This window comes from Cupriavidus sp. 2TAF22 (assembly GCF_052115045.1).
In the GTDB taxonomy this organism is placed as follows: domain Bacteria; phylum Pseudomonadota; class Gammaproteobacteria; order Burkholderiales; family Burkholderiaceae; genus Cupriavidus.
This window is the reverse complement of the sequence record NZ_JBFRFX010000002.1, coordinates 269,550-292,495: the sequence shown is the minus strand read 5'-3', so window position 1 is coordinate 292,495 and position 22,946 is coordinate 269,550. Positions and strand designations below refer to the sequence as shown.

Below are 22,946 nucleotides of genomic sequence, written 5' to 3'. Positions count from 1 at the left end.
CTCGGGCTGGTCTCGGGGTGATTATAGGGGAGGCGGGGTAAACGGAAAAAGGGCGCCGGCAAGCCGCCGGCGCCCCCTTGCTGGTGCGCCTGCCGGCGCGCAGCTTACTGCAGCGCTTCCACGTAGCGCTGCGCGTCGAGCGCCGCCATGCAGCCGGTGCCGGCGCTGGTGATGGCCTGGCGGTAGACGTGATCCTGCACGTCGCCCGCGGCGAACACGCCCGGGATGCTGGTGGCGGTGGCATCGCCGGCCAGGCCGGTCTTGGTCACGATGTAGCCGTTGTGCATGTCGAGCTGCCCTTCGAACAGGTCCGTATTGGGCTTGTGGCCGATGGCAATGAACACGCCCGCCAGCTTGAGCTCTTCCACCTTGTCGGTCTGCGTGCTGCGCACCTTGAGGCCGGTCACGCCGGAATCATCGCCCACCACCTCGTCCAGCACGGTGTTGTAGCGGATTTCGATACGGCCTTCCTTCTCGCGCTGGCGCAGGCGGTCGACCAGGATCGGCTCGGCACGGAACTTGTCGCGGCGGTGCAGAAGGGTGACCTTGCTGGCGATATGCGACAGGTAGAGGGCTTCTTCCACGGCGGTGTTGCCGCCGCCGACCACGGCGACTTCCTGGTTCTTGTAGAAGAAACCATCGCAGGTGGCGCAGGCCGACACGCCGCGGCCCATGAAGCTCTCTTCGGAGGGCAGGCCAAGGTACTGGGCCGAGGCGCCGGTGGCGATGATCAGCGAGTCGCAAGTGTATTCGCCGGCATCGCCGACCAGGCGGATCGGGCGCTCCGTCAGCTTGGCCGTGTGGATGTGATCGAAGATGATTTCGGTGTTGAAGCGCTCGGCATGCTCCAGGAAGCGCTGCATCAGTTCCGGGCCTTGCACGCCGTTGGCGTCGGCGGGCCAGTTTTCCACGTCGGTAGTGGTCATCAGCTGGCCGCCCTGGGCCAGGCCGGTGATCAGCACGGGCTGCAGGTTGGCGCGGGCCGCGTAGACGGCGGCGGTATAGCCGGCGGGGCCGGAACCGAGAATCAGCACTTTTGCGTGTTTGGCCATGATGCTTTCCTGTGGCCGGTGCACCTTGCTGCGCACCAGCATGAATCGAAACCAGCATTATAAGTGGACCGGCGTTTGCTCACTGTTGCAAATTCCAATGAGAGCGATAGCCCCGGCCAAGGTTAAAATGGCCGCCACGACAACCCTTAGACGGCAACCCAGACCAGGCATGGCCCGAGCTACCACCACCACCCGTACCGACCCATCCGCGCTGCCTTCGCGCATCGGCAAGCTGCTGGGCGAGGTGCGCTGGTTCCTGCTGCTGGCTGTCACACTGGCCTTCGTCTGCATCCTGGCCAGCTACAGCAAGGCCGATCCCGGCTGGTCGCACGCCAACCAGGTAGCCGATATCCACAACCTGGGCGGCCGCGTGGGCGCCTGGCTGGCCGACGTGCTGTTCTTCGTCTTCGGCTTTTCCGCCTACTGGTGGGCGGTGCTGCTGGTGCGGCGCTGCTGGCGCGGCTGGCGCGCCCTGACCGCCGAGCTGCCCGAGCGCACCAGCGAGGCGCGCCAGGGCCTGGTGGTGAGCTGGATCGGCTTCGGCCTGGCGCTGACCGCCAGCATGGGGCTGGAGGCCATCCGCATGTATCCGCTGCGCTCGGCGCTGCCGCGCGCCCCGGGCGGCGTGCTGGGCGACCTGCTGGGCGGCTGGATGCAGATGGCGCTGGGCTTCACCGGCGCCACGCTGCTGCTGCTGATGACGCTGGCCATCGGCCTGTCGCTGTTCTTCCATTTCTCGTGGCTGTCGGTGGCCGAGCATATCGGCGGCTTCGTCGAGAACCTCTTCCTCGGTTTCAAGGCGCGCCGCGAAAGCAAGCAGGACCGCATCATCGGCGAGGCCGCCAAGGTCGAGCGCACCGAGACCGTGGAAGTGCAGCGGGTCAAGATCGAGGAGGCGGTGCCGGTGCAGATCGTGCGCCCGCAGGCCGTGCCCAAGCACGAGCGCGTGGAGCGCGAAAAGCAGCAGCCGCTGTTCGCCGATATCCAGGACTCCGACCTGCCGCCGCTGGCGCTGCTCGACCCGATCCCGGCGCACCAGGAAACCGTGAGCGCCGAAACGCTCGAATTCACCTCGCGCCTGATCGAGAAGAAGCTCAAGGACTTCGGCGTCGAGGTCAAGGTGGTGGCGGCCTATCCGGGCCCGGTCATCACCCGCTACGAGATCGAGCCGGCCACCGGCGTCAAGGGCAGCCAGGTGGTCAACCTGGCGCGCGACCTGGCGCGTTCGCTGTCGCTGGTGTCGATCCGCGTGGTCGAGACCATTCCCGGCAAGAACTACATGGGGCTGGAGCTGCCCAATCCCAAGCGCCAGACCGTGCGGCTGTCCGAGATCCTCGGCTCGCAGGTCTACAACGAAAGCGCGTCGATGCTGACCATGGCGCTCGGCAAGGACATCGCCGGCAAGCCGATGGTGGCCGACCTGGCCAAGATGCCGCACTGCATGGTGGCCGGCACCACGGGCTCGGGCAAGTCGGTCGGCATCAACGCCATGATCCTGTCGCTGCTGTACAAGGCCAAGGCCGAGTCGGTGCGGCTGATCCTGATCGACCCCAAGATGCTTGAAATGAGCGTCTACGAGGGCATCCCGCACTTGCTGTGCCCGGTGGTCACCGACATGCGCCAGGCCGGCAACGCGCTGAACTGGTCGGTCGGCGAGATGGAGCGGCGCTACAAGCTGATGAGCAAGCTCGGCGTGCGCAACCTGGCCGGCTACAACAAGAAGATCGACGAAGCCGCCGCGCGCGAGGAGAAGATCCCCAACCCGTTCAGCCTGACCCCGGACGCGCCCGAGCCGCTCGACAAGCTGCCGGTCATCGTCATCGTCATCGACGAGCTGGCCGACCTGATGATGGTGGTGGGCAAGAAGGTGGAAGAGCTGATCGCGCGCATCGCGCAGAAGGCGCGCGCCGCCGGCATCCACCTGGTGCTGGCCACGCAGCGCCCGTCCGTGGACGTCATCACCGGGCTGATCAAGGCCAACGTGCCGACCCGCATCGCCTTCCAGGTCAGCAGCAAGATCGATTCGCGCACCATCCTCGACCAGCAGGGCGCGGAGGCGCTGCTCGGCATGGGTGACATGCTGTACCTCGCGCCCGGCACCGGGCTGCCGATCCGCGTGCACGGCGCCTTTGTCTCCGACGAAGAAGTGCACCGCGTGGTGGATAAGCTCAAGGAGGGCGGCGAAGCCAACTATATCGAGGGCATCCTCGAAGGCGGGCTGGCCGAGGGTGATGCCGGCGGCGACAGCATGGGTGGCGGCGCCGGTATCGGCGGTGGCGGCGGCGAAGCCGATCCGCTCTACGACCAGGCCGTCGAAGTGGTGCTGAAGAACCGCCGGGCCTCGATCTCGCTGGTCCAGCGCCACCTGCGCATCGGCTACAACCGCGCCGCCCGCCTGCTCGAGGACATGGAGAAGTCCGGGCTGGTCTCGGCCATGTCGGGCAACGGCAACCGGGACATCCTGGCCCAGCCGGGGGCCGCGCGCGAAGACGACTGAGGCGGCGCGGGTAATATGCACTTGGGTAACATGCAGTTACGCAAGATGCACCCGGTTGCGGAATCCGCGCCGCGCCTGCCGCTCTAACCGTTCATGCGGCGCCGTCGCCCCGGCGCGGCGGCACCTCCACCAAGCAAGGACAAATACATGCGAAACCGCTTTCTCGTGTCGGCATGCGCCGCCTTGGTCATGTCGCTGGCAGTGCCGGCGGCCATGGCGGCCGGCGTCGACCAGCTCCAGAGCTTCGTCGCCAGCGTCAAGAGCGCGCGCGGCGAATTCACCCAGCGCCAGGTCAAGGGGCAGGGCGACAGCCTCAAGGTCACCGGCACCTCCAGCGGCACCTTCGCCTTCGCGCGCCCGGGCAAGTTCACGTGGCGCTATATCAAGCCCTACGACCAGCTACTGCAGGCCGATGGCCAGACGCTCTACATCTACGACAAGGACCTGAACCAGGTCACCGAGCGCAAGCTCGACGGGGCGCTGGGCTCGAGCCCGGCGGCGATCCTGTTCGGCAGCAATGACCTGGAGAAGAACTTCGTGGTGAAGAACGGTCCGGCGCGCGACGGCGTGGAGTGGATCGAACTGACGCCGAAGGCCAAGGACACGCAGTTCGAGCGCATCGGCATCGGCTTCAAGAGCGGCAACCTGGAAGCGATGGAGCTGCGCGACGCGTTCGGCAACACCACGCTGCTGACCTTCAGCGCGATGCAGAAGAATCCCTCGCTGCCCGCCGATACGTTCCGGTTCACGGTGCCCAAGGGTGCCGATGTGATGAAGCAATGAGGCGACGCATGCATACCGTTCTTTCTTTCCGGCCGGCCCTGCGCCGCGCGGGCGCCAGCGTCGGCGCGGCAGCGGCCATGCTGCTCGCGGCCTGCGCCGGTCCTGGCGGCGCCAGCAAGCATTTCGATGTCGATGCGTTCCTGCGGGCCTCCGACACGGCCTTGCCCGAAGTGCTCTCCAACCCCGATTTCCTCTCCGCCACGCAGGCGCCGGCCAACGATTGCGCCGTGCTGCTGCAATCGGTCAGCAGCGGCGTGCTGGAAGGCTTGCCGGCGACCGGCAGCGGGCGCGGTCCGGCCTGGCTGCTGCATCCGGCCGGCGCGCCGGACAAGGTGTGGCTGGTGGTGAGCAAGGCCAGCGGCGAGCGGACCTGCCATGGCCCGTTGCCGGCCGATGCGATGAAAGCCCTGGCGGCGCGCGCCGGCGGCTGAGGCAGGGCGGGCGGCTCACGGCGGCAGAAGATGGCGGCGCGAGCCGCCATTTTTCATGGCTTGGGCGCGGGCTTCGGCCTGGGCTTCGTGCTGCCGGGCGCGGCTGCCTTGCCATCTTCCACGGGTCGGAAGCGCAGCTTGGCGCCGCGTTCCTTGTGGCGCTCGAACATCAGCTTCAGTTGCTCGCGCCGCCGCACATGCATATGGCCAACGGTGCCGTCGGCATAGGGCAGTTTGGCAATCACGCCGCCTGCCGTGTGCTTGGCCAGCAGTTCGTCGAGCGCCTGCCGTGCGCGCACCTGCGCCTGGAGCAGCGCGTCGGCCGGATTGGCGCGCGCGCGCGTCAGGTCGTACGGCAGCTGCACCGGGCCGGCCAGCTGGCGCAGCATGGCGCGGATCTCGGGGCTGTCGAGTTTCGCTTCGTGCAGTATCCAGGCCGCGTCGTGGCGCAGCCACGGCTCGGGGTCGCGCAACTTGCGCAGCAGCGCCTGGCGCAGGTCTGCCTGGCGGTAGCCGTGGGCACGCCGTACCGCGTTCAGCGCGATGCGCCTGACGTGGCCGTTGCCGTGCTCGAACAGGTCCGCCACCAGGCGTTCCACCATGCCGGGCTTTTCGATCTGCTCGGCGATCTGGCCGGCGAGGGCGATCTCGTCCACTGCGCTGATCCGCTCATGCGCGGACATCCGGCTCAGCTTGAACACGAGCATGCGGTAACGAAGCTGCATAACACTCCCTGGAGACCAGAAAACGCTGCGGAACGCGCGCCGGGCAGGATTGCGCCCGGCACGGTCATGGTGCGGCGCGAAGCGGGCCGGTGGCGGCGGGGACCGGTTGACGCGCAAAACGGCGCGTGCGAGAGGGGAGGCCTCGGGCTAAAGGAATATCGGCACGGCGGTCCCCGACTTTAGCGCCCGGCCATGGGACTACCTGCCGAACTTCACGGCGATCGGCTATGCCATGCCCTTGTCGGGCGGGCGCCGTGAGCGCCTGGCGCACGCGCGTCGGCAGCGAGCGCGCCGGCGTGCTGGAGGCCTTCGTGCGCAACGAGCGCGCGCCAAGGTGGGGCGTTCCAGGGCGTCCCGGAGAGCTGCGCCAGGGGGGGTCGCCCGGGCCGCCTGCCGCGATGGTCTACACTGTCGGGTTCCGGGGCGCCGCGGCCCGCCGTGCGCGCCCGCCCTGACCATGAGGCCTGATTACCGTGGCGGACACGCTGTTCTCCGAAGCTCCCGACCGTTCCCAGCAACCGCTGGCCGAGCGCCTGCGCCCGCGCAATATCGACGAGGTCATCGGCCAGCAGCACCTGCTGGGCGCCGGCAAGCCGCTGCGCGTGGCCTTTGCCTCCGGCGAGCCGCATTCCATGATCCTGTGGGGTCCGCCCGGCGTGGGCAAGACCACGCTGGCGCGGCTCATGGCCACCGCCTTCGACGCCGAGTTCATCGCGCTGTCGGCGGTGCTGTCCGGCGTCAAGGATATCCGCGAGGCGGTGGAGCGGGCCGAGCAATACCGTGCCCACGGCCGCCGCACGCTGGTGTTCGTCGACGAAGTGCACCGCTTCAACAAGAGCCAGCAGGATGCCTTCCTGCCGCACGTGGAAAGCGGGCTGTTCACCTTTATCGGCGCCACCACCGAGAACCCCTCGTTCGAGGTCAATGGCGCCTTGCTGTCGCGCGCCGCCGTCTACGTGCTCAAGAGCCTCGACGATGCGGAGCTGACGCAACTGGCCCGGCGCGCCAGCGAGGAACTGGGTGGCCTGCAATGGGAGGACGAGGCACTGGCGCTGACCGTGGCTTCTGCCGACGGCGACGGCCGCAAGCTGCTCAACAATATCGAGATCGTGGCGCGCGCCGCGCGCAATGCCGGCGCCGTCATCGTCGACACTGCGCTGCTCGGCAGCGCCCTGTCGGAAAACCTGCGCCGCTTCGACAAGGGCGGCGATGCCTTCTACGACCAGATCAGCGCGCTGCACAAGTCGGTGCGCGGCTCCGATCCGGATGCCACGCTCTACTGGTTCTGCCGCATGCTCGACGGCGGCGCGGACCCGCGTTATCTCGCCCGCCGCATCGTGCGCATGGCATGGGAAGACATCGGCCTGGCCGATCCGCGTGCCGCCCGCATCACGCTCGACGCGGCCGAGACCTACGAGCGCCTGGGTTCGCCCGAAGGGGAGCTCGCGCTGGCCCAGGCCCTGGTGTACCTGGCGGTGGCGCCGAAGTCCAATGCGGGCTACAACGCCTACAACGCGGCGCGCGCCTTCGTCGCCAAGGACAAGTCGCGCGGCGTGCCGGTGCACCTGCGCAACGCGCCGACCAAGCTGATGAAGGAACTCGGCCACGGCCACGCCTACCGCTATGCGCATGACGAGCCGGAGGCCTACGCCGCCGGCGAACATTATTTCCCGGACGACCTCAAGCGCCAGGGCTGGTACCAGCCCACCCCGCGCGGGCTGGAGGGCAAGATCGCCGACAAGCTGCGGCATCTGCGCGATCTGGACGCGCAGTGGCTGCGCCAGCAGGGCAAAGGCAAGGGCAAGGACGGCGACGGCGGGGCGCAGTAAGGCGTCGGCGCCGGCACCGGGCCGGCTGTCCCGCGGAACAGCGGCCGTGCGGCCGGCCTGTTCCGCGCCGGCCGGATCGGCGTGCCGCCCGGCCGGTGCAGTAAAATGGCGGGTCCGCCGGCATGTCGCTGGCCCAGCACCCTCCACACAAGCAACATGCTAGACATCCAGCTGTTCCGCAAAGACATCGACGCCGTGGCGCAACGCCTTGCCGCACGCGGTTTCCAACTCGACGTAGCGGCCTTCCAGGCACTCGAAGCCGAGCGCAAGCAACTGCAGACCCAGACCGAGGAACTGCAGGCGCGCCGCAACAGCCTGTCCAAGCAGATCGGCATGCTCAAGGGCAAGGGCGAGGACGCCTCGGCCGTGATGGCGGAAGTCGGCGGCATCGGCGACGCGCTCAAGGCCTCGGCCGCGCGCCTGGAGGAGATCCAGGCCCAGTTGTCCGAGCTCATGCTGGCCATTCCCAACCTGCCGCACGAAAGCGTGCCGGTGGGCCGCGACGAAAGCGAGAACGTGGAAGTGCGCCGTGTCGGCACGCCGCGCAGCTTCGATTTCGCGGTGAAGGACCATGTCGACGTGGGCGAACGCCTCGGGCTCGATTTCGAGACCGCGACCAAGGTCACCGGCTCGCGCTTCGCCATGCTGCGCGGCGGCGTCGCGCGCATGCACCGTGCGCTGGTGCAGCTGATGCTGGACACGCACACGCTCGAGCACGGCTATACCGAGATGTACGTGCCGTACATCGTCAATGCCGCCTCCATGCGCGGCACCGGCCAGTTGCCCAAGTTCGAGGAAGACCTGTTCAAGGTGCCGCGCAAGGTTGGCGGCGAGAGCAGCGAAGGTGGCGAGCGCACCGAGAACTTCTACCTGATCCCCACCGCCGAGGTGCCGCTGACCAATATCGTGCGCGACGCCATCGTGGCCGGCGACGATCTGCCGCTGCGCTTCGTCGCCCACACGCCTTGCTTCCGCTCGGAAGCCGGCTCCTACGGCCGCGACACGCGCGGCATGATCCGCCAGCACCAGTTCGACAAGGTGGAACTTGTGCAGGTGGTGACGCCCGAGCAATCGTTCGATGCGCTCGAGCAGCTCACCGGCCACGCCGAGGCCATCCTCAAGAAGCTCGACCTGCCGTACCGCACCATCGTGCTGTGCACCGGCGACATGGGCTTCGGCAGCACCAAGACCTACGACCTGGAGGTGTGGATCCCCGCGCAGAACACCTATCGCGAGATCAGCTCCTGCTCGAACATGGGCGACTTCCAGGCGCGCCGCATGCAGGCCCGCTTCCGCGCGGGGCAGGGCAAGCCGGAACTGCTGCACACGCTCAACGGCTCCGGCCTGGCCGTGGGCCGCACGCTGGTGGCGATCCTGGAGAACTACCAGAACGCCGATGGCTCGCTGACGGTGCCGGCCGCGCTGCAGCCGTATCTGGGCGGCCTGACGCGCCTCGAACCCGAAGCGTAAATTTTCTCGCGCAAAGGGCTTGCGGTCGTGATGGACTTCACCCTATAATCTTGTTCTTCGCGACACGCGACCAAGTTACCGGAGAGGTGGCAGAGTGGTCGAATGTACCTGACTCGAAATCAGGCGTACCGGCGACGGTACCGTGGGTTCGAATCCCACCCTCTCCGCCAGCAGTAAGCAAAACCCCACGATTCCTCACCGGATCGTGGGGTTTTTGCTTTGGGGCAGCGCCCGGCATTCCGGCGAAGGCCAGGGCGCGATGCCGCGCGAACGATGCCCTATCATGTCGTTGCACCGAACCGGACCGCCTCTCCTCTCCATGACCCAGCCTGCTTCCCCATCTTCCAGTCCCGCCCACGCCGGCACGCCCGACGACTTCCTGCCGGGCATGCCATACCGCCATTACAAGGGCGGCGCCTATGCCATCGCGGGGCTCGGTCGTATCGAATCGGACCTCTCGCGCGTGGTGGTGTACGAGTCGATGCGCGACCGCACCGAATTGTGGGTGCGGCCGCTGGACGTCTTCACCGAAGCCGTGGCGACGCCGCAAGGCACGCAGCCGCGCTTCGCGCCGGACTGGCCGGTGGCGCTGGCCTGCCTGGATTTCCTGCCGCGCGCGGCGGTGCTGCAGGTGCTGGCCTGCTACGACGCCCCGTATCGTCGCTATCACGACCGCCGGCATGTGCTCGAGATGTTCGAGGTGGCGCAGGCGCGCGGTATCGCGCTCTCGCCTGCGCAGGCGCTGGCGGTGCTGTTCCATGACGCGGTCTATGTGCCGGGATGCGAGCACAACGAGGCCGCCTCGGCGGCGCTGATCGAGACCATGGCCAGCGGCGTGGAGGCGCAGGCGATGGCGCTGGCCGCGCGCATCGTGATGGATACCTGCGGGCATCATGCCTCGGTACCGGAATCGGGGGTCGTGCTGGACCTGGACCTCCATCGCCTGGCCGCGCTGCAGCCGCAATTCGATGGCTATACCGACGCCGTGTTCGAGGAGAACCGCGCCTTGCTGGCCAATCGTTCCGGCTTGTCCGGCGAGCCCTTGCATGCGGCGTTCCTGCAGCGACGCATTGCCTTCCTGCAGGCGATGGCCCGGCGCGACCGCCTCTTCCTCACCCCGGCCTTTGCCGATTGCGAGGCGCCCGCGCGCGCCAATATCGCGCGCATGGCCGCGGCGGGCTGAATCCGGTGGAGGCTGCCATGGTCGCCGCTCCTGCTCCCTGGCTGACACCGGGCACCGCGCTGGGCGTGGTAGGCCTGCTGGCCGTGTTCGCGCTGCTGGCGCTGTGCGTGGTGCGCGGCCTGCTGCTGGCGATCCGGCCGCTGGTGCGCCGGCTCGACGGCGCTCGCCTGCGCGGGCGCGAAGCGCTGCGCGCGCGATCCGCGCACGCATGGCCGCGCGTGGCGCGCCTGCTGGAGCGCGATATCGCCGAGCTGCTCCTGCTGGTCCTGGCCGGCGTGCTGCTGCTGGCCTGCGGCGCCGCGCTGCTGTGGCTGGGCACGTCGATCGCGCACGGCGCGCCGCTGGTGCGGCTCGACCACGCCGTGTTCGCGCAGTTGCGCGCGTGGCAGCAGGACTGGCTCGATACGGCCATGGTGGCCATCACCGAGCTCGGCGGCGCGCGCGTTTCCGTGGCGGTGGGGGTGACGGTGTTCGCATGGCTGGCGTGGCGTCGGGCCTGGGTGGCCGCCGCTTACTGGGTGGGCGCGCTGGTGGGCGCGCGCGCCTGCGTGATGGTGCTCAAGCTGGTGCTGGAGCGCAGCCGCCCGGCCAGCATCTACGGCGGCCTGGAGTCGTTTTCGTTTCCCAGCGGCCACGCCACCAGCAGCATGGTGACCTACGGCTTCCTGGCCTTCCTGCTGTGCCTGCGCCAGCCGTGGCGCATACGCATGCCGGTGGTGGCGCTGACGGCGGTCGCGGTGACGCTGATCTGCCTGTCGCGGCTGTACCTGGGCATGCACTGGCTGTCGGACGTGCTGGCCGGCTGCGCGCTGGGTCTTGCCTGGATCGTGCTGCTGGGTTGCGCATACCTGACGCTGCACGCGCCGGAGCGCCTGGCGCCGCTGCGCCTGGGCGCGGCCGCCGCGGCCGCGGTGCTGGTGGTGGGGACGTGGATCCTGGTGTTCCAGCTCGCCGGGACGGTGGAGCGCTACCGCCGCGCGCTCACGGCTGGAACGGCGCCGCCGGCGGCAGCTTCGAAACCAGGAGCTGGTCGATCTTGTGATGGTCGATGTCCAGCACTTCAAAGCGATAGCCCGCCACCTCGATGAATTCCGACTTCTTCGGGATGCGCTTGAGCGAGTAGATTACCAGCCCGGCGGCGGTGTCGACATAGTCCTCGCCGGGCAGCTCGTCGAGCTCCAGCGCCTTCTTCAGGTCCACCAGCGGCGTCACGCCGTCCACCAGCCACGAGCCGTCGTCGCGCCGCACGATCTGTTCGTCTTCGCTCGAGTAGATGATGTTGCCCATCAGCGCGCCGACGATATCGTCCAGCGTGACGATGCCCACCACCAGCCCGTACTCGTTCATCACCACCGCGAAGCTCTGGTGCATCTCGCGAAAGCGCGTGAGCGCCTCGGTGAGGGTCAGCGTGTCGGGGATCACCAGCACGTTCTTGTCGTGGTGCTTGCCGATATTGCCGATGTTGCCGATCACGCCGGTGGAATCGTCGGCCAGGAACATCTGCAGGATGTCCTTCGAATCGATGTAGCCCAGCACGTCGTCGAGGTTGTGCCCGCACACCGGGTACTGCGCATGCGGATGGTTGACTAGCTTGCGGCGCAGGCTGTCGGCGGGCTCGTCCAGGCCGATGTAGACCACATCGTCGCGCGGCGTCATCACCGCGGTGACGTTCTTGGCGTCCAGTTCGAACACGTTTTCGATCAGGTGGATCTCGTGCTTGTGCAGCACGCCGGCTTCCGCGCCGGCGTCCACCATGGCGGCGATGTCTTCCGATGTGATCTGGTCGATCTGCTTGGTGGGCAGGCCGAACATGCGCAGGGTGGCGTCGGCCGTGGCGTTGAACACCCAGACCAGCGGCTTGAAGATCTTGATCATGGTCAGCATGGGCCCGATCACCAGCAGCGCGCAGGGCTCGGGGAAGCTCATGGCGATACGCTTGGGGATCAGGTCGGCGAACTGGATGAACAGCAGCGTGACCACCAGGAAGGAACCGACGTTGGCGATCTGCCCGGCGACCGGCGCCTCGAAGTAGGGCAGCAGCGCCGAGTGCAGCAGGTCGGACACGTGCTTCTCGCCGACGATACCGGCGAGGATGGCCACGCTGTTGACGCCGATCTGCACGATGGTGAAGAAATTGCCGGGCTCCTCCTTGAGCAGCATGATCTTGGTGGCGCGGCGGTCGCCGCGCTCGGACAGCGTCTGCAGCTTGGTGCGGCGCGATGCGGTCAGCGCGATCTCGGAAGTCGAGAAGAAGGCGCTGACCAGGATGAGCAGAAGCAGGATTAGGGCAAACATAGGACTCGGGAAGCACCAGATGGGCGCCTCAGGCGCTCTGATAATGGTGCACGGCGCATATTGCTGTCAAATTTCACGGCTTGCGCAAGCGCTATTTCGGGACATGCTCCAAGCTGACCGCGGGCGCCTCCAGGCGCACGGGCAGCGTCGCCGCGAGTTGCCGTGCGGCGTCGGCGAACTGCGCGCACATGTCGTCGGCCAGGCTGGAACTGCCCCTGTGGCTGGCGCGCAGCGCCTGGATCTCGAACGCCAGCGCCGGCTTCACCGCATGCAGCGAGACCTGTCCGGGATTGGCGCCAAGCGCCGTGTACTGGTCGAGCAAGGTCAGGCCGAGGCCGGCATCGACCAGCGCCAGCGCCAGCGAGTAGGTCTGGACTTCCAGCATCGAACGCGGCTCGAGCGCATTGCGCGCCAGCGTCTGGCGCACCAGCAGGCCGAGCGAGCTGTTGTCGTCGTAGGCGATGAACGGACGGTCCACCAGTCGCTGCATCGGCACGTCGGCGCGCCGCGCGCGGGTCGACAGCGGTTCGCCGCGCGGCACCGCCAGCAGCATCTGTCCGCTGGCCACCGGTTCGCTGGCGATGGCCTCGTGGCGCGGCGGCGCGAAGGCGAAGCCCAGATCGATCTGGTTGGCCAGCAAGCCTTGCACGATCTCGTCGGTATGGTGGGTCAGCACCTGCACCTGCGTGTCCGGGTGGCGCGCGCAGAAGCGGCGCACGGCGGGCACCAGCAAGGGGTTGGCCAGGCTCGGCGTGGCGGCCACCCGCAGCCGGCCGGCACCTTTGTGGCGCAGGCTTTCCGAGACGCGCCGCACGCGTTCGATCTCGCCGTAGAGCCGTTCGACGTCGCCGTAGAGGGCATTGGCTTCCGGCGTGGCCTGCAGCCGGCCCTTGATGCGCTCGAACAGGCGGAAGCCGAGCGTGGCCTCGGCGTGCTGCAGCACGCGCGTCACCACGGGCTGGGACACGTGCAGCAGGCGCGCTGCCTCGCTGACGGTGCCGGTCAGCATGACGGCGCGGAAGACCTCGATCTGGCGCAGGCGCATCGGGACGGACGGGTACCTGGGAGCACCCATAGCCTAAAGACATATTCTGGCACGTATTCGCATTGGGCAAGCCGGCCGGGCTGGGCTACGCTGCGCGCATCGGATCGGACGGCAGCGGAGCAGGCAGGCAATGAAGGTTGTGATCGTGGGCGCGGGGGTGGTGGGGATGAGTACGGCCTGGCGGCTGGCGGCCGAGGGGCACGAAGTGAGCGTGCTCGAACGGTGCGCCGGCCCGGGCGAGGAAACCAGCTTCGCCAACGGCGGGCAGCTCAGCTACAGCTATGTGGCGCCGCTGGCCGGGCCGGGTGTGCTGGGCAAGGTGCCGGGCTGGCTGCTGCGCGCCGATTCGCCGATGCGCTTCCGGCCTTCGCTGGACCCGGCGCAATGGCGCTGGCTGGTCGCCTTCGCGCGCGCCTGCAACGCGGCCACCAGCGAAGCCACCACGCGCAAGCTGCTGCGGCTGGCCTTCTACTCGCGCGACCTGATGCAGGCTTTCGTCGACAGCGAGCCGGCGGACTTCGGCTTCGCGCGGCGCGGCAAGCTGATCGTGCACCGCGAAGCCGCCAGCTTTGACGCGGCCTGCCGCCTGCTCGACTACCAGGCCAGCCTGGGCTGCGAACAGCAGGCGCTGGACCGCGATGCCACGGTGGCGCTGGAGCCGGCGCTGGCCGGCATCCGCGGCGACATCGCCGGCGCCATCTACACGCCCAGCGAGGAGGTGGCCGATTGCCATCGCTTCTGCCTGTCGCTGGCATGGTTGCTGCGAGACCGTCCCGGCGTGTCGCTGCGCTTCGGTACCGATGTGCAGGGCATCGAGCGCCAGGGCGAGCGCGTCATCGGCGTGCGCACCGGCAACGGCATCGAGCAGGCCGACGCGGTGGTGGTGGCCGGCGGCATGGGCAGCGTGGCGCTGCTGCGCCCGCTGGGACTGCGTGCGCCGCTGTGGCCGCTCAAGGGCTACAGCATCACCGTGCCGATCCGCGACGGCGCCACCGCGCCGCACATCAGCATCACGGACTTCGCGCGCAAGATCGTCTATGCCCGTATCGGCAATACGCTGCGCGTGGCGGGCATGGCCGACCTGGTGCGCGGGGATACCGTCATCGATCGCAGTCGCATTGCCACGCTGGCCGGCGAGACCGGCGCGCTGTTCGGCGGCATGGCGCGGGACGCGGCGATGCCGGAGCTGCTGCAGCCATGGACCGGACTGCGCCCGGCCACGCCGAGCGGGTTGCCGCTGGTGGGGCAGTCGCGCCTGCGCGGGCTGTGGCTCAACATTGGCCACGGCGCGCTGGGCTTCACGCTGGCGATGGGCAGCGCGGGCCTGCTGGCCGACCTCCTTGCCGGGCGCAAGCCGGCGGTCGAGGCCGGGGATTTCAGCGCGGTGCTGGCGTGAGCCGGCCGGGCATCGAGGGTAGATCACAGTTGCACAGACATTGCGCCGCGTAGTCATATAGCCGCGCGGCCATGGCGCAGCAAATCGCGCAGAAGTACCGCAGCACAGGCCGGCAAGCGGCCTGGCAACGACACGAGCCGTCCCTTCAACCCAAGGAGAAAAACGAGATGAAACTGCACGCACGCCTGCCCCGCCTGAACAGGATTTCCCGCTGCCTGCTGGCGGCCGCCATGCTCGCGGGCGCCGCCGGCGCGGCCAGCGCCGACGACGGCGACACGCTGCGCAAGATCAAGGACACCGGCGTGATCTCGCTGGGCTACCGCGAGTCGTCGATCCCGTTCTCCTATACGAACGGCAAGGACGTGATGGGCTATTCGCACGAGATCCTGCTGCAGATCGTCGACAAGGTAAAAGCCCAGCTGCAGATGCCTGGCCTGCAGGTCAAGCTGATCCCGATCACCTCGCAGAACCGCATCTCGCTGATGCAGAACGGCACCATCGATATCGAGTGTGGCACCACCACCAACAATATCGAGCGGCAGAAGCAGGTGGCGTTTTCCAACAGCCTGTTCGTCTATGGCCTGCGCATGCTGACCAGGAAGGACTCGGGCGTGAAGGACTTCCCCGATCTGAAGGACCGCAACGTGGTGACCACCGCGGGCACCACCGACGAGCGCCTGCTGGTCAAGATGAACGGCGAGAAGGCCATGAACATGAACCTGATCAGCACCAAGGACCATGGCCAGTCCTTCCTGATCCTGGAAAGCGGCCGCGCGGTGGCCTTCGTCATGGACGAGCCGCTGCTCTACGGCGAGCTGACCAAGGCCAAGAGCGCCGGCGACTGGACCGTGGTTGGCACGCCGCTGCAGACCGAGAACTACGCCTGCATGTTCCGCAAGGACGATCCTTCCTTCAAGAAGCTGGCCGACGACGTGATCGCCGGGCTGATGACCAGCGGGCGTGCCGAGCAGCTCTACAAGAAGTGGTTCCAGTCGCCGATTCCGCCGCGCAATATCAACCTCAACTACCCGCTGTCCGCCGACATGAAGGATCTGTACGCCCATCCGAACGACAAGGCGTTCCAGTAAGCGGGCGTCCGGGCGAAGAGGGCAGGGCGGAGGGCACGGACCAAGGCGCGGACCAAGGCGGGGATGAAGGCAGGGACGAAGGCAAGGACGAAGGCAAGGACAGGCAGGGCGAATCGTTATTGCTGAGCGGCGCGGAGTTGCGGTAGGCTCCAAGCCGGACTACGCTCCTATGTGGGCCGCAATCGCGGCCGGCATGCAAGGGCGGACGGTATTCGCCGCGGGTGGCGCGGGCTCCGGTTGCGCGCTGCCTGTTCTGACTGGAGATTTTATGCGATCACTTCGTACCGGCTGCCTGCGGGCATTGTTCGCCGCCGCGCTGCTGGCGACCGGCGCCGCCGCCCAGGCCGCCGACCTGCTCGACACCGTGAAGCAGGCCGGCGTGCTGAGGATCGGGCTCGAGGGCACCTATCCGCCCTTCAACTACCGCGGCACCAGCAACCAGCTCGAAGGCTTCGACGTCGACGTGGCGAAGGGCGTGGCGACCAAGCTGGGCGTCAAGCCGGAGTTCGTCACCACCGAGTGGAGCGGAATCATTGCCGGGCTGCAGGCCGGCAAGTTCGATGTCATCGTCAACCAGGTCGCGGTGACACCGGCGCGCAAGCAGGTGCTGGACTTTTCCACGCCCTACGTCTACTCGGCGGCGCAGCTGATCCAGCGCAAGGACGACAAGCGCCAGTTCAAGTCCCTGGACGACCTCAAGGGCAAGAAGCTGGGCGTGAGCCTGGGCAGCAACTACAACGAGCTGGCCAAGTCGGTGGCCGGCATCGACGTCAAGACCTATCCCGGCGCGCCCGAGTACCTGCGCGACCTGGCCTCGCAGCGCGTGGACGCGGCGCTCAACGACCGCCTGATGATCGGCTACCTGATCAAGACCTCCAACCTGCCGCTGCGGCCCGGCGCCATCGTCGAAGGCGGCAGTTCCGAGGTGGCGATCCCCTTCCGCAAGGACAATCCCAGGTTCGCGCAGGCCATCGACCGCGCGCTCGACGACATGCGCAAGGACGGCTCGCTCGGCAAGCTGTCGGCGAAGTGGTTCGGCAGCGACGTGACCAAGCCAGTCAAGTAAGCGGGCGGCACCTCCTGCCTTAGTTCATGTCCGCTCTCCAGCTCGTCGTCGATTCGCTGCCAGTGCTGATGTAGGGCATGCTGCTCACCATCAAGTTCGCGCTGTCGTCGATGGCCTTCGGGCTGGTGATCGGCATCGTGGTGGCGCTGATGGGCATCAGCCACCGGGCCGTGCCGCGCGCGATCGCGCGCACCTATGTCAGCCTGATGCGCGGCACGCCGCTGCTGGTACAGATCTTCGTGGTGTACTACGGGCTGCCCGGCATCGGCATCGCGCTGGAGCCGACACCGGCAGGCGTGCTCACGCTCAGCCTGAACGTGGGCGCGTATCTTTCCGAGAGCATGCGCGGCGCCATCCAGGGGATCCCGCGCGGCCAGTGGCTGGCGGCCTACAGCCTGGGCCTGACGCAGGGCCAGACGCTGCGCTACGTGGTGGGCCCGCAGGCCCTGCGGCTGGCCGTGCCCAGCTTGTCGAACAGCCTGATCAGCCTGATCAAGGACACCTCGCTGGTGTCGGTGATCACGGTGACCGAGTTGCTGCGTACCGCGCAGGAAGTGATCGCGGCCACTTACCAGCCACTGCCGCTCTATCTTGCGGTGGCGGCCATCTACTGGGTGCTCAGCACGGCGCTGTCGCAGGTGCAGCGGGTGCTGGAGCGGCGCTTGTCGCTGCCGGGGCGGCACTAGGCGCTGACTGCCCGGGCAAAGAAAAAGCCAGCCCGAAGGCTGGCTTTTTCTTTGCCGGCGATACCACGGAACACGGAAGGCAAGTTTTTCTCCCCCTCTCCCATTTCATGAAAGAGGGGCAGGCGTGCCGTGCACCCTACGCCGCTTCGCCGATGCGCTTGGCGATATGGTCAAGCGCCTCTTCCACCTGGTCCACCAGGATCAGGCACAGGTCGCCGGGCTGCAGGTGCTCCAGGGCGGTATCGATGGCGAGGAATTCCCCCCGGATCTCTTGCACCGCGCTGGCGCGCTTTGCGCCCTCCAGGCCTTCGCGCAGCAAGGCCAGCACTTCGCCGTCTTCCCGCCCGCGCTGGCACTGGTCCTGGTACAGCACCACCTGGTCGAACACGCCGCCGAGGATTTCGGTCTGGCGGCGGATGTCGACGTCGCGGCGGTCGCCGGCGCCGCTGATCACCACCGAGCGGCGCTTGGCCGGCATGCCTTCGATGGCGTCGCACAGGGCCTGGATGGCGTCCGGGTTGTGGCCGTAGTCGGCGATCAGGGTGGCGCCCTTGTAGTCGAACACATTGAAGCGCCCCGGGGCGGTGGCCGCATCGTTGACGAAGGTGGCCAGGCCACGGCGGATCACTTCCCAGTCGATGCCGAGCGCCCATGCCGCCGCGGTGGCCGACATGGCGTTCTCGACCTGGAAGCCGATGGCGCCGCCGCGCGTGAGCGGGATGGAGGACAGCGCGAGGCGGACCTGGGTGTCGCCCTCGGCGGCCACGATATGGCCGTCCTCGACGAACACCACACGCTTGCCTTGCGCGCGGTGCGTGGCCATCACGGGGTTGTTCGTGTCGGCGGTGAAGAAGGTCACGGAGCCGGGGCAGGCATCGGCCATGCGCACCACCATGGGATCGGCCGCGTTGAGCACGGCCATGCCGTGCGGCGCCACGTTCTGCACGATGACGCTCTTGAGCACGGCCAGGTCTTCCACGGTGCTGATGTAGGACAGGCCGAGGTGATCGCCTTCGCCCACATTGGTGACCACGGCGACGTCGCAGCGGTCGAAGGCCAGGCCTTCGCGCAGCAGGCCGCCGCGCGCGGTCTCGAACACGGCGGCGTCCACGTCCGGGTGCATCAGCACATTGCGCGCGCTGCGCGGGCCGCTGCAGTCACCGGTGTCGATGCGCTCGCCCCTGATATAGACGCCGTCGGTGCCCGTCATGCCCATGCGCAGGCCGCTGGAGGCGAGCAGGTGGGTGATCAGGCGGACCGTGGTGGTCTTGCCATTGGTGCCCGACACCGCCACCACCGGGATGCGGCCGTCGTCGCCGTCGGCGAACATGGTGGAGATGATGGCTTCGCCAACCGCGCGGCCTTTGCCGTAGGACGGCTGCAGGTGCATGCGCAGGCCCGGCGCGGCGTTGACCTCGACGATGCCGCCGGCCTGTTCCTCGAACGGCTTGAGCACGGTTTCGCAGACTGCGTCGACGCCGCAGATATCGAGCCCGACCATCTGCGCCGCGGCCACGGCGCGCGCGGCCATGTCGGGGTGCACGTCGTCGGTGACGTCGGTGGCGCTACCGCCGGTGGACAGGTTGGCGTTGTTGCGCAGGACCACGCGGGTGCCCTTGGCCGGCACCGAGTCGGCGGTCAGGTTTTGCTTGGCCAGCGTAGCCAGCGCGATATCGTCGAAACGGATCTTGGTCAGCGAGGTGGCGTGGCCCTCGCCGCGGCGCGGGTCGCGGTTGACCTCGTCGACCAGTTCGCGCACGGTGTGCCTGCCGTCGCCGGTGACCTGCGGCGGATCGCGGCGGGCGGCGGCAACCAGGTGCTTGCCGACCACCAGCAGGCGGAAGTCGTGACCGGGGATATAGCGCTCGACGATCACGTCGGAGCTGATGTCGGCGGCAACCTCGAAGGCAGCGGTGACTTCCTCGCGGGTGCGGATGCGCACGGCCACGCCCTTGCCCTGGTTGCCGTCGCGGGGCTTGACCACCACCGGCGCGTTGATTTCCTGGGCCGCGGCCCAGGCTTCGTCGGCATCCGTCACGGTGCGGCCCAGCGGCACCGGCACGCCGGCGGCGTGCAGCAGGGTCTTGGTGAGGTCCTTGTCCTGCGCGATCGATTCCGAGACCGCGCTGGTCATGTCGGTCTCGGCAGCCTGGATGCGGCGCTGCTTGCTGCCCCAGCCGAACTGCACCATGCTGCCCTGGGTCAGGCGGCGGTAAGGGATGCCGCGAGCCACGCCGGCATAGACGATGGAGCCGGTGCTCGGCCCCAGGCGCACATCCTCGTCGAGCTCGCGCAGGCGATGCAGCGCATCGGCAAGGTCGAAGGGCATGTCGTCGCGCGCGGCGCGGCACAGCGTGGCGGCCAGTTCCAGCGCGAGCCGGCCGACTTCTTCCTCGCTGTACTGGACCACCACCTGGTAGGTGCCGGGTTCGACCGTGGGCGCGGTGCGGCTGAAGCTGACCGGGCAGCCGGCTTCGGCCTGCAGGCGCATCGCCGCGCATTCGAGCGCGTGCGCCAGCGACACCACGCCTTCGTTGTCGTCGGGCCGCAGCGGACCGACTTCGGGAAAGCGCGCGCGCAGGCGCTCTTCGAAGCCAGGCAGCTGGGCCAGGGTGTGGGCCTCGTCCGAACACGAAACGATGGCTTCGATGGCGGTGTGGCGGCACCACAGGTTGGGGCCGCGCAGGGCCCGGATACGTGAGACTTCCATGAAATCAGTTTCCTCTTGGATCCGTTCTTCTGCGGTCCGGATCAGGCGCGGCGGCCCGGCTGGCCCATCCACTGGTGGACCAGGTCGATCGTCGGCAGGGTCGAGCCTTCGTCGCACTGCAGGACCAGCAGGTCGCCGGCCACCACTTGTGCGAGCGCGGCCTCGATGGCCTGGCGGCGCGAGCCTTCGTCGATGATCTTGGTCACGCGGCGGCCTTCGTACAGGCCTTGCTTGAGCAGCGCGCGCGCCTCGGCATCGGGCAGGGGGCTCTCGACGGAGCGGTCCTCGCACAGGAAGACGCGGTCGAACGAGGCGCCCAGCACCTTGCCCTGCTTGACCATGTCTTCGTCGCGGCGCCGCAGTCCGGCGCCGTACACCACCACGCGGCGTTCGGTCGGGAAGCGCTCCAGCGCCGCCACCAGCGCTTCCAGCGCGGGGGCGTTGTGGGCGTCGTCGATCACCACGATGGCGCCGTTGCGCTCGAACAGCGTGAAGCGGCCCGGCACGTCCACCTGGCCGACGTCGAAGGTCACCACGCCGGCGCGGATCAGGTCGTGCGAGATGCCCAGCGCCCAGCCGGTGGCCACTGCCGCCAGCACGTTCTCGACCTGGAAGGCCACGCGCCCGGCATAGGTCAGGGGGATGGCGGCGACATCGGTCAGCGGCGTCTCGCGGCTGCCGGTGGCCAGCACCACCTTGCCGTCGCGCACATACACGGTGCGGCGGCCGGCCGCGCGGTGCGCGGCGATGGCGGGCAGGTCGGCCGAGAGGCCGAAGAAGATCACGTCGCCATCGCACAGCTCGGCCATCTCGACCACCAGCGGGTCGCGCGCGTTGAGCACGGCCACGCCGCCGTCGAGCACCACGTCGACCTGCGTGCGCAGCACGTTGTACATCTTCTCGACTTCCTCGACGTAGTACTGGCCGAGGTGGTCTGGCACGTCGATATTGGTGACCACGCCGACCTGGCAGCGGTCATAGGCGAGGCCTTCGGAGAGGATGGCGCCGCTGTCGTTCTCGAGCACGGCGGCATCGACCGCGCGGTTCATCAGGATGCGGTGCGCGGCGTCCCAGTTGGCGCAATCGCCGCCTTCGACCCGGCGGCGGTCGAGGTAGAGGCCGTCGCTGCAGGCCAGGCCGGTGTGCTTGCCGGACAGTTGCAGCAGGCGCGCCACCAGCTTGGCCACCACGGTCTTGCCATTGGTGCCGGTGATGCCCACCACCGGGATGCGGCCGTTGTCGTCGCCTTCGCCGGCGGGGAACAGGTGGTCCACCACCGCGCGCCCGACCGGGCGCGCTTCGCCGTTGGAGGGCTTGAGGTGCATCAGCAGGCCGGGGCCGGCATTGACCTCGACGATGGCGCCGCGCTGCTCGGCCAGCGGGCGCGAGATGTCTTGCGCCACCAGGTCGACGCCGGCGATGTCCAGGCCCACCACGCGGGCGGCCAGCGAGGCATGCGCGGCCACGCTCGGGTGCACGCGGTCGGTCACGTCGAAGGCGACATTGCCGTTGCGCTGGATCAGCACGTGCTTGCCTTCCGGCGGCACGGAGGCGGCGTCGTAGCCCTGGCGCTTGAGTTCGAGGCGCGCGGCGGAATCCAGGCGCACCTTGTTGAGCGGGTGGTCCTCGGTGCTGCCGCGGCGCGGATCCGAATTGATCTGCAGCTCGATCAGCTCGTCGATGGTCGACTTGCCGTCGCCGGTCACGCTGGCGGTCTCGCCCATGGCGGCGGCGACCAGGCGGCCGCCCACCACCAGCAGGCGGTGTTCGTTGCCGAGCACGAAGCGCTCGACGATGACGCCGCTGCCTTCGTCGATGGCCACCGCATAGGCGGTCTCGACTTCTTCGCGCGTGGTCAGGTTGGTGAACACGCCGCGGCCGTGGTTGCCGTCATACGGCTTGACCACCACCGGCACGCCGATGTCCTCGGCGGCGTCCCAGGCGTCGGCGGCACTTTCCACCAGGCGGCCTTCGGGCACGGGCACGCCGCAGGATTCGAGCAGGCTCTTGGTCAGGTCCTTGTCGCGCGAGATGCTCTCGGCGATGGCGCTGGTGCGGTCGGTCTCGGCGGTCCAGATGCGGCGCTGGCGGCTGCCGTAGCCGAGCTGCACCAGGTTGCCTTCGGACAGGCGCAGGGCGGGGATGTCGCGGTCATCGGCGGCATCGACGATGCAGGCGGTGCTCGGGCCCAGGCAATGCCGGTCGACCAGGCGGCGCAGGTGGTCCACGGTCTCCTGGACGTCGTAGGGACGGTCCTCGATGGCAGCCATCACCAGGTCGCGCGCGGCGAACAGGGCGGCGCGGGTGACGTCTTCGTGCCAGGCCCGCACGATCACCTTGTAGACGCCGCGGATCGGGGTCTCGCGCGCCTTGCCGAAGCCGCCGGGCATGCCCGCCAGGTTCTGCAGTTCAAGCGTGACGTGTTCCAGGATATGGCCCGGCCAGGTGCCTTCCTTGAGGCGCTGGAGGAACCCGCCGCGCTCGCCGATGCTGCAGCGGTGCTCGATCAGCGAGGGCAGCCAGGTCGACAGGCGTTCGTAGAATCCCGGGATAGTGTTGGAGGGAAAATCCTCCAGTTCCCCGATATCGACCCACGCCTCCAGCACGGGCCGATATGTCCACATATTCGGGCCGCGCAGCGACATGACATCGAAAATCTCAATGTCCTTCTTTTTCATTGATTTAGCTTG

At 68.2% G+C, this 22,946-nt stretch carries 17 protein-coding genes and 1 tRNA gene; 12 read left to right on the top strand and 6 right to left on the bottom strand.

The window, feature by feature from the left end:
- Window positions 1-104: 104 nt before the first annotated feature.
- Complete coding sequence (gene trxB / locus AB4Z48_RS03895; protein ID WP_441612553.1) at window positions 105-1,052, bottom strand: thioredoxin-disulfide reductase; 948 nt, start codon at window positions 1,050-1,052, stop codon at window positions 105-107.
- A 169-nt stretch (window positions 1,053-1,221) separates the two neighbouring features.
- On the opposite strand from trxB, the gene AB4Z48_RS03890 reads away from it, so the two are divergent.
- The 3 genes from AB4Z48_RS03890 to AB4Z48_RS03880 all read left to right on the top strand — a co-directional run bounded on the left by AB4Z48_RS03890 (window position 1,222) and on the right by AB4Z48_RS03880 (window position 4,763).
- A complete protein-coding gene (locus AB4Z48_RS03890; protein WP_441612552.1) occupies window positions 1,222-3,549 on the top strand; it encodes a DNA translocase FtsK in 2,328 nt (775 codons plus the stop codon).
- A 147-nt stretch (window positions 3,550-3,696) separates the two neighbouring features.
- A complete protein-coding gene (lolA, locus tag AB4Z48_RS03885; protein ID WP_441612551.1) occupies window positions 3,697-4,332 on the top strand; it encodes an outer membrane lipoprotein chaperone LolA in 636 nt (211 codons plus the stop codon).
- An 8-nt stretch (window positions 4,333-4,340) separates the two neighbouring features.
- Window positions 4,341-4,763 (top strand): hypothetical protein, encoded by a 423-nt coding sequence (locus AB4Z48_RS03880; RefSeq protein WP_441612549.1) that lies wholly within the window; start codon window positions 4,341-4,343, stop codon window positions 4,761-4,763.
- Between the two features lie 53 nt (window positions 4,764-4,816).
- On the opposite strand, the gene AB4Z48_RS03875 is transcribed toward AB4Z48_RS03880, so the two are convergent.
- Window positions 4,817-5,488, bottom strand: a complete 672-nt coding sequence (locus AB4Z48_RS03875; RefSeq protein WP_441612548.1) for a hypothetical protein — start codon at window positions 5,486-5,488, stop codon at window positions 4,817-4,819.
- A 473-nt stretch (window positions 5,489-5,961) separates the two neighbouring features.
- Here AB4Z48_RS03875 and AB4Z48_RS03870 point away from each other — a divergent pair, with 473 nt between their 5' ends.
- The 5 genes from AB4Z48_RS03870 (at window position 5,962) to AB4Z48_RS03850 (ending at window position 11,058) form a co-directional block, all read left to right on the top strand.
- Window positions 5,962-7,317 (top strand): replication-associated recombination protein A, encoded by a 1,356-nt coding sequence (locus AB4Z48_RS03870; protein WP_441612547.1) that lies wholly within the window; start codon window positions 5,962-5,964, stop codon window positions 7,315-7,317.
- A 156-nt stretch (window positions 7,318-7,473) separates the two neighbouring features.
- Window positions 7,474-8,787, top strand: a complete 1,314-nt coding sequence (serS, locus tag AB4Z48_RS03865) for a serine--tRNA ligase (protein WP_441612546.1) — start codon at window positions 7,474-7,476, stop codon at window positions 8,785-8,787.
- Window positions 8,788-8,867: 80 nt separating this feature from the next.
- Window positions 8,868-8,957 (top strand) — tRNA-Ser (locus tag AB4Z48_RS03860).
- 149 nt (window positions 8,958-9,106) lie between these two features.
- Window positions 9,107-9,970 (top strand): DUF1653 domain-containing protein, encoded by an 864-nt coding sequence (locus AB4Z48_RS03855; protein ID WP_441612545.1) that lies wholly within the window; start codon window positions 9,107-9,109, stop codon window positions 9,968-9,970.
- A 17-nt stretch (window positions 9,971-9,987) separates the two neighbouring features.
- Window positions 9,988-11,058: a phosphatase PAP2 family protein gene (locus AB4Z48_RS03850; protein WP_441612544.1), complete on the top strand. Its 1,071-nt coding sequence runs from the start codon at window positions 9,988-9,990 to the stop codon at window positions 11,056-11,058.
- Here the strand turns inward: AB4Z48_RS03850 and AB4Z48_RS03845 are convergent.
- Window positions 10,952-12,265, bottom strand: a complete 1,314-nt coding sequence (locus AB4Z48_RS03845; RefSeq protein WP_441612543.1) for a hemolysin family protein — start codon at window positions 12,263-12,265, stop codon at window positions 10,952-10,954. The genes AB4Z48_RS03850 and AB4Z48_RS03845 overlap by 107 nt on opposite strands.
- A 91-nt stretch (window positions 12,266-12,356) precedes the next feature.
- Window positions 12,357-13,310, bottom strand: a complete 954-nt coding sequence (locus AB4Z48_RS03840) for a LysR family transcriptional regulator (protein WP_441612728.1) — start codon at window positions 13,308-13,310, stop codon at window positions 12,357-12,359.
- Between the two features lie 130 nt (window positions 13,311-13,440).
- Here AB4Z48_RS03840 and AB4Z48_RS03835 point away from each other — a divergent pair, with 130 nt between their 5' ends.
- From AB4Z48_RS03835 to AB4Z48_RS03820, 4 genes are all read left to right on the top strand, one after another.
- A complete protein-coding gene (locus tag AB4Z48_RS03835) occupies window positions 13,441-14,706 on the top strand; it encodes a D-amino acid dehydrogenase (protein WP_441612542.1) in 1,266 nt (421 codons plus the stop codon).
- Between the two features lie 167 nt (window positions 14,707-14,873).
- Entirely contained in the window at window positions 14,874-15,794 is a 921-nt protein-coding gene (locus tag AB4Z48_RS03830) for a glutamate/aspartate ABC transporter substrate-binding protein (protein ID WP_441612541.1), read from the top strand.
- A 268-nt stretch (window positions 15,795-16,062) separates the two neighbouring features.
- Complete coding sequence (locus AB4Z48_RS03825; RefSeq protein ID WP_441612540.1) at window positions 16,063-16,860, top strand: transporter substrate-binding domain-containing protein; 798 nt, start codon at window positions 16,063-16,065, stop codon at window positions 16,858-16,860.
- Between the two features lie 77 nt (window positions 16,861-16,937).
- Complete coding sequence (locus AB4Z48_RS03820) at window positions 16,938-17,546, top strand: amino acid ABC transporter permease (protein ID WP_441612539.1); 609 nt, start codon at window positions 16,938-16,940, stop codon at window positions 17,544-17,546.
- 136 nt (window positions 17,547-17,682) lie between these two features.
- Here AB4Z48_RS03820 and cphA (AB4Z48_RS03815) read toward each other — a convergent pair whose 3' ends face one another.
- The gene (cphA, locus tag AB4Z48_RS03815; RefSeq protein WP_441612538.1) at window positions 17,683-20,256 is read right to left on the bottom strand and encodes a cyanophycin synthetase; all 2,574 of its coding nucleotides are present in this window, start codon (window positions 20,254-20,256) and stop codon (window positions 17,683-17,685) included.
- Window positions 20,257-20,297: 41 nt separating this feature from the next.
- Window positions 20,298-22,934 carry a cyanophycin synthetase gene (gene cphA / locus AB4Z48_RS03810; RefSeq protein ID WP_441612537.1) on the bottom strand — a complete coding sequence of 879 codons (2,637 nt, stop codon included), beginning with the start codon at window positions 22,932-22,934 and terminating at the stop codon, window positions 20,298-20,300.
- Between the last annotated feature and the right edge of the window lie 12 nt (window positions 22,935-22,946).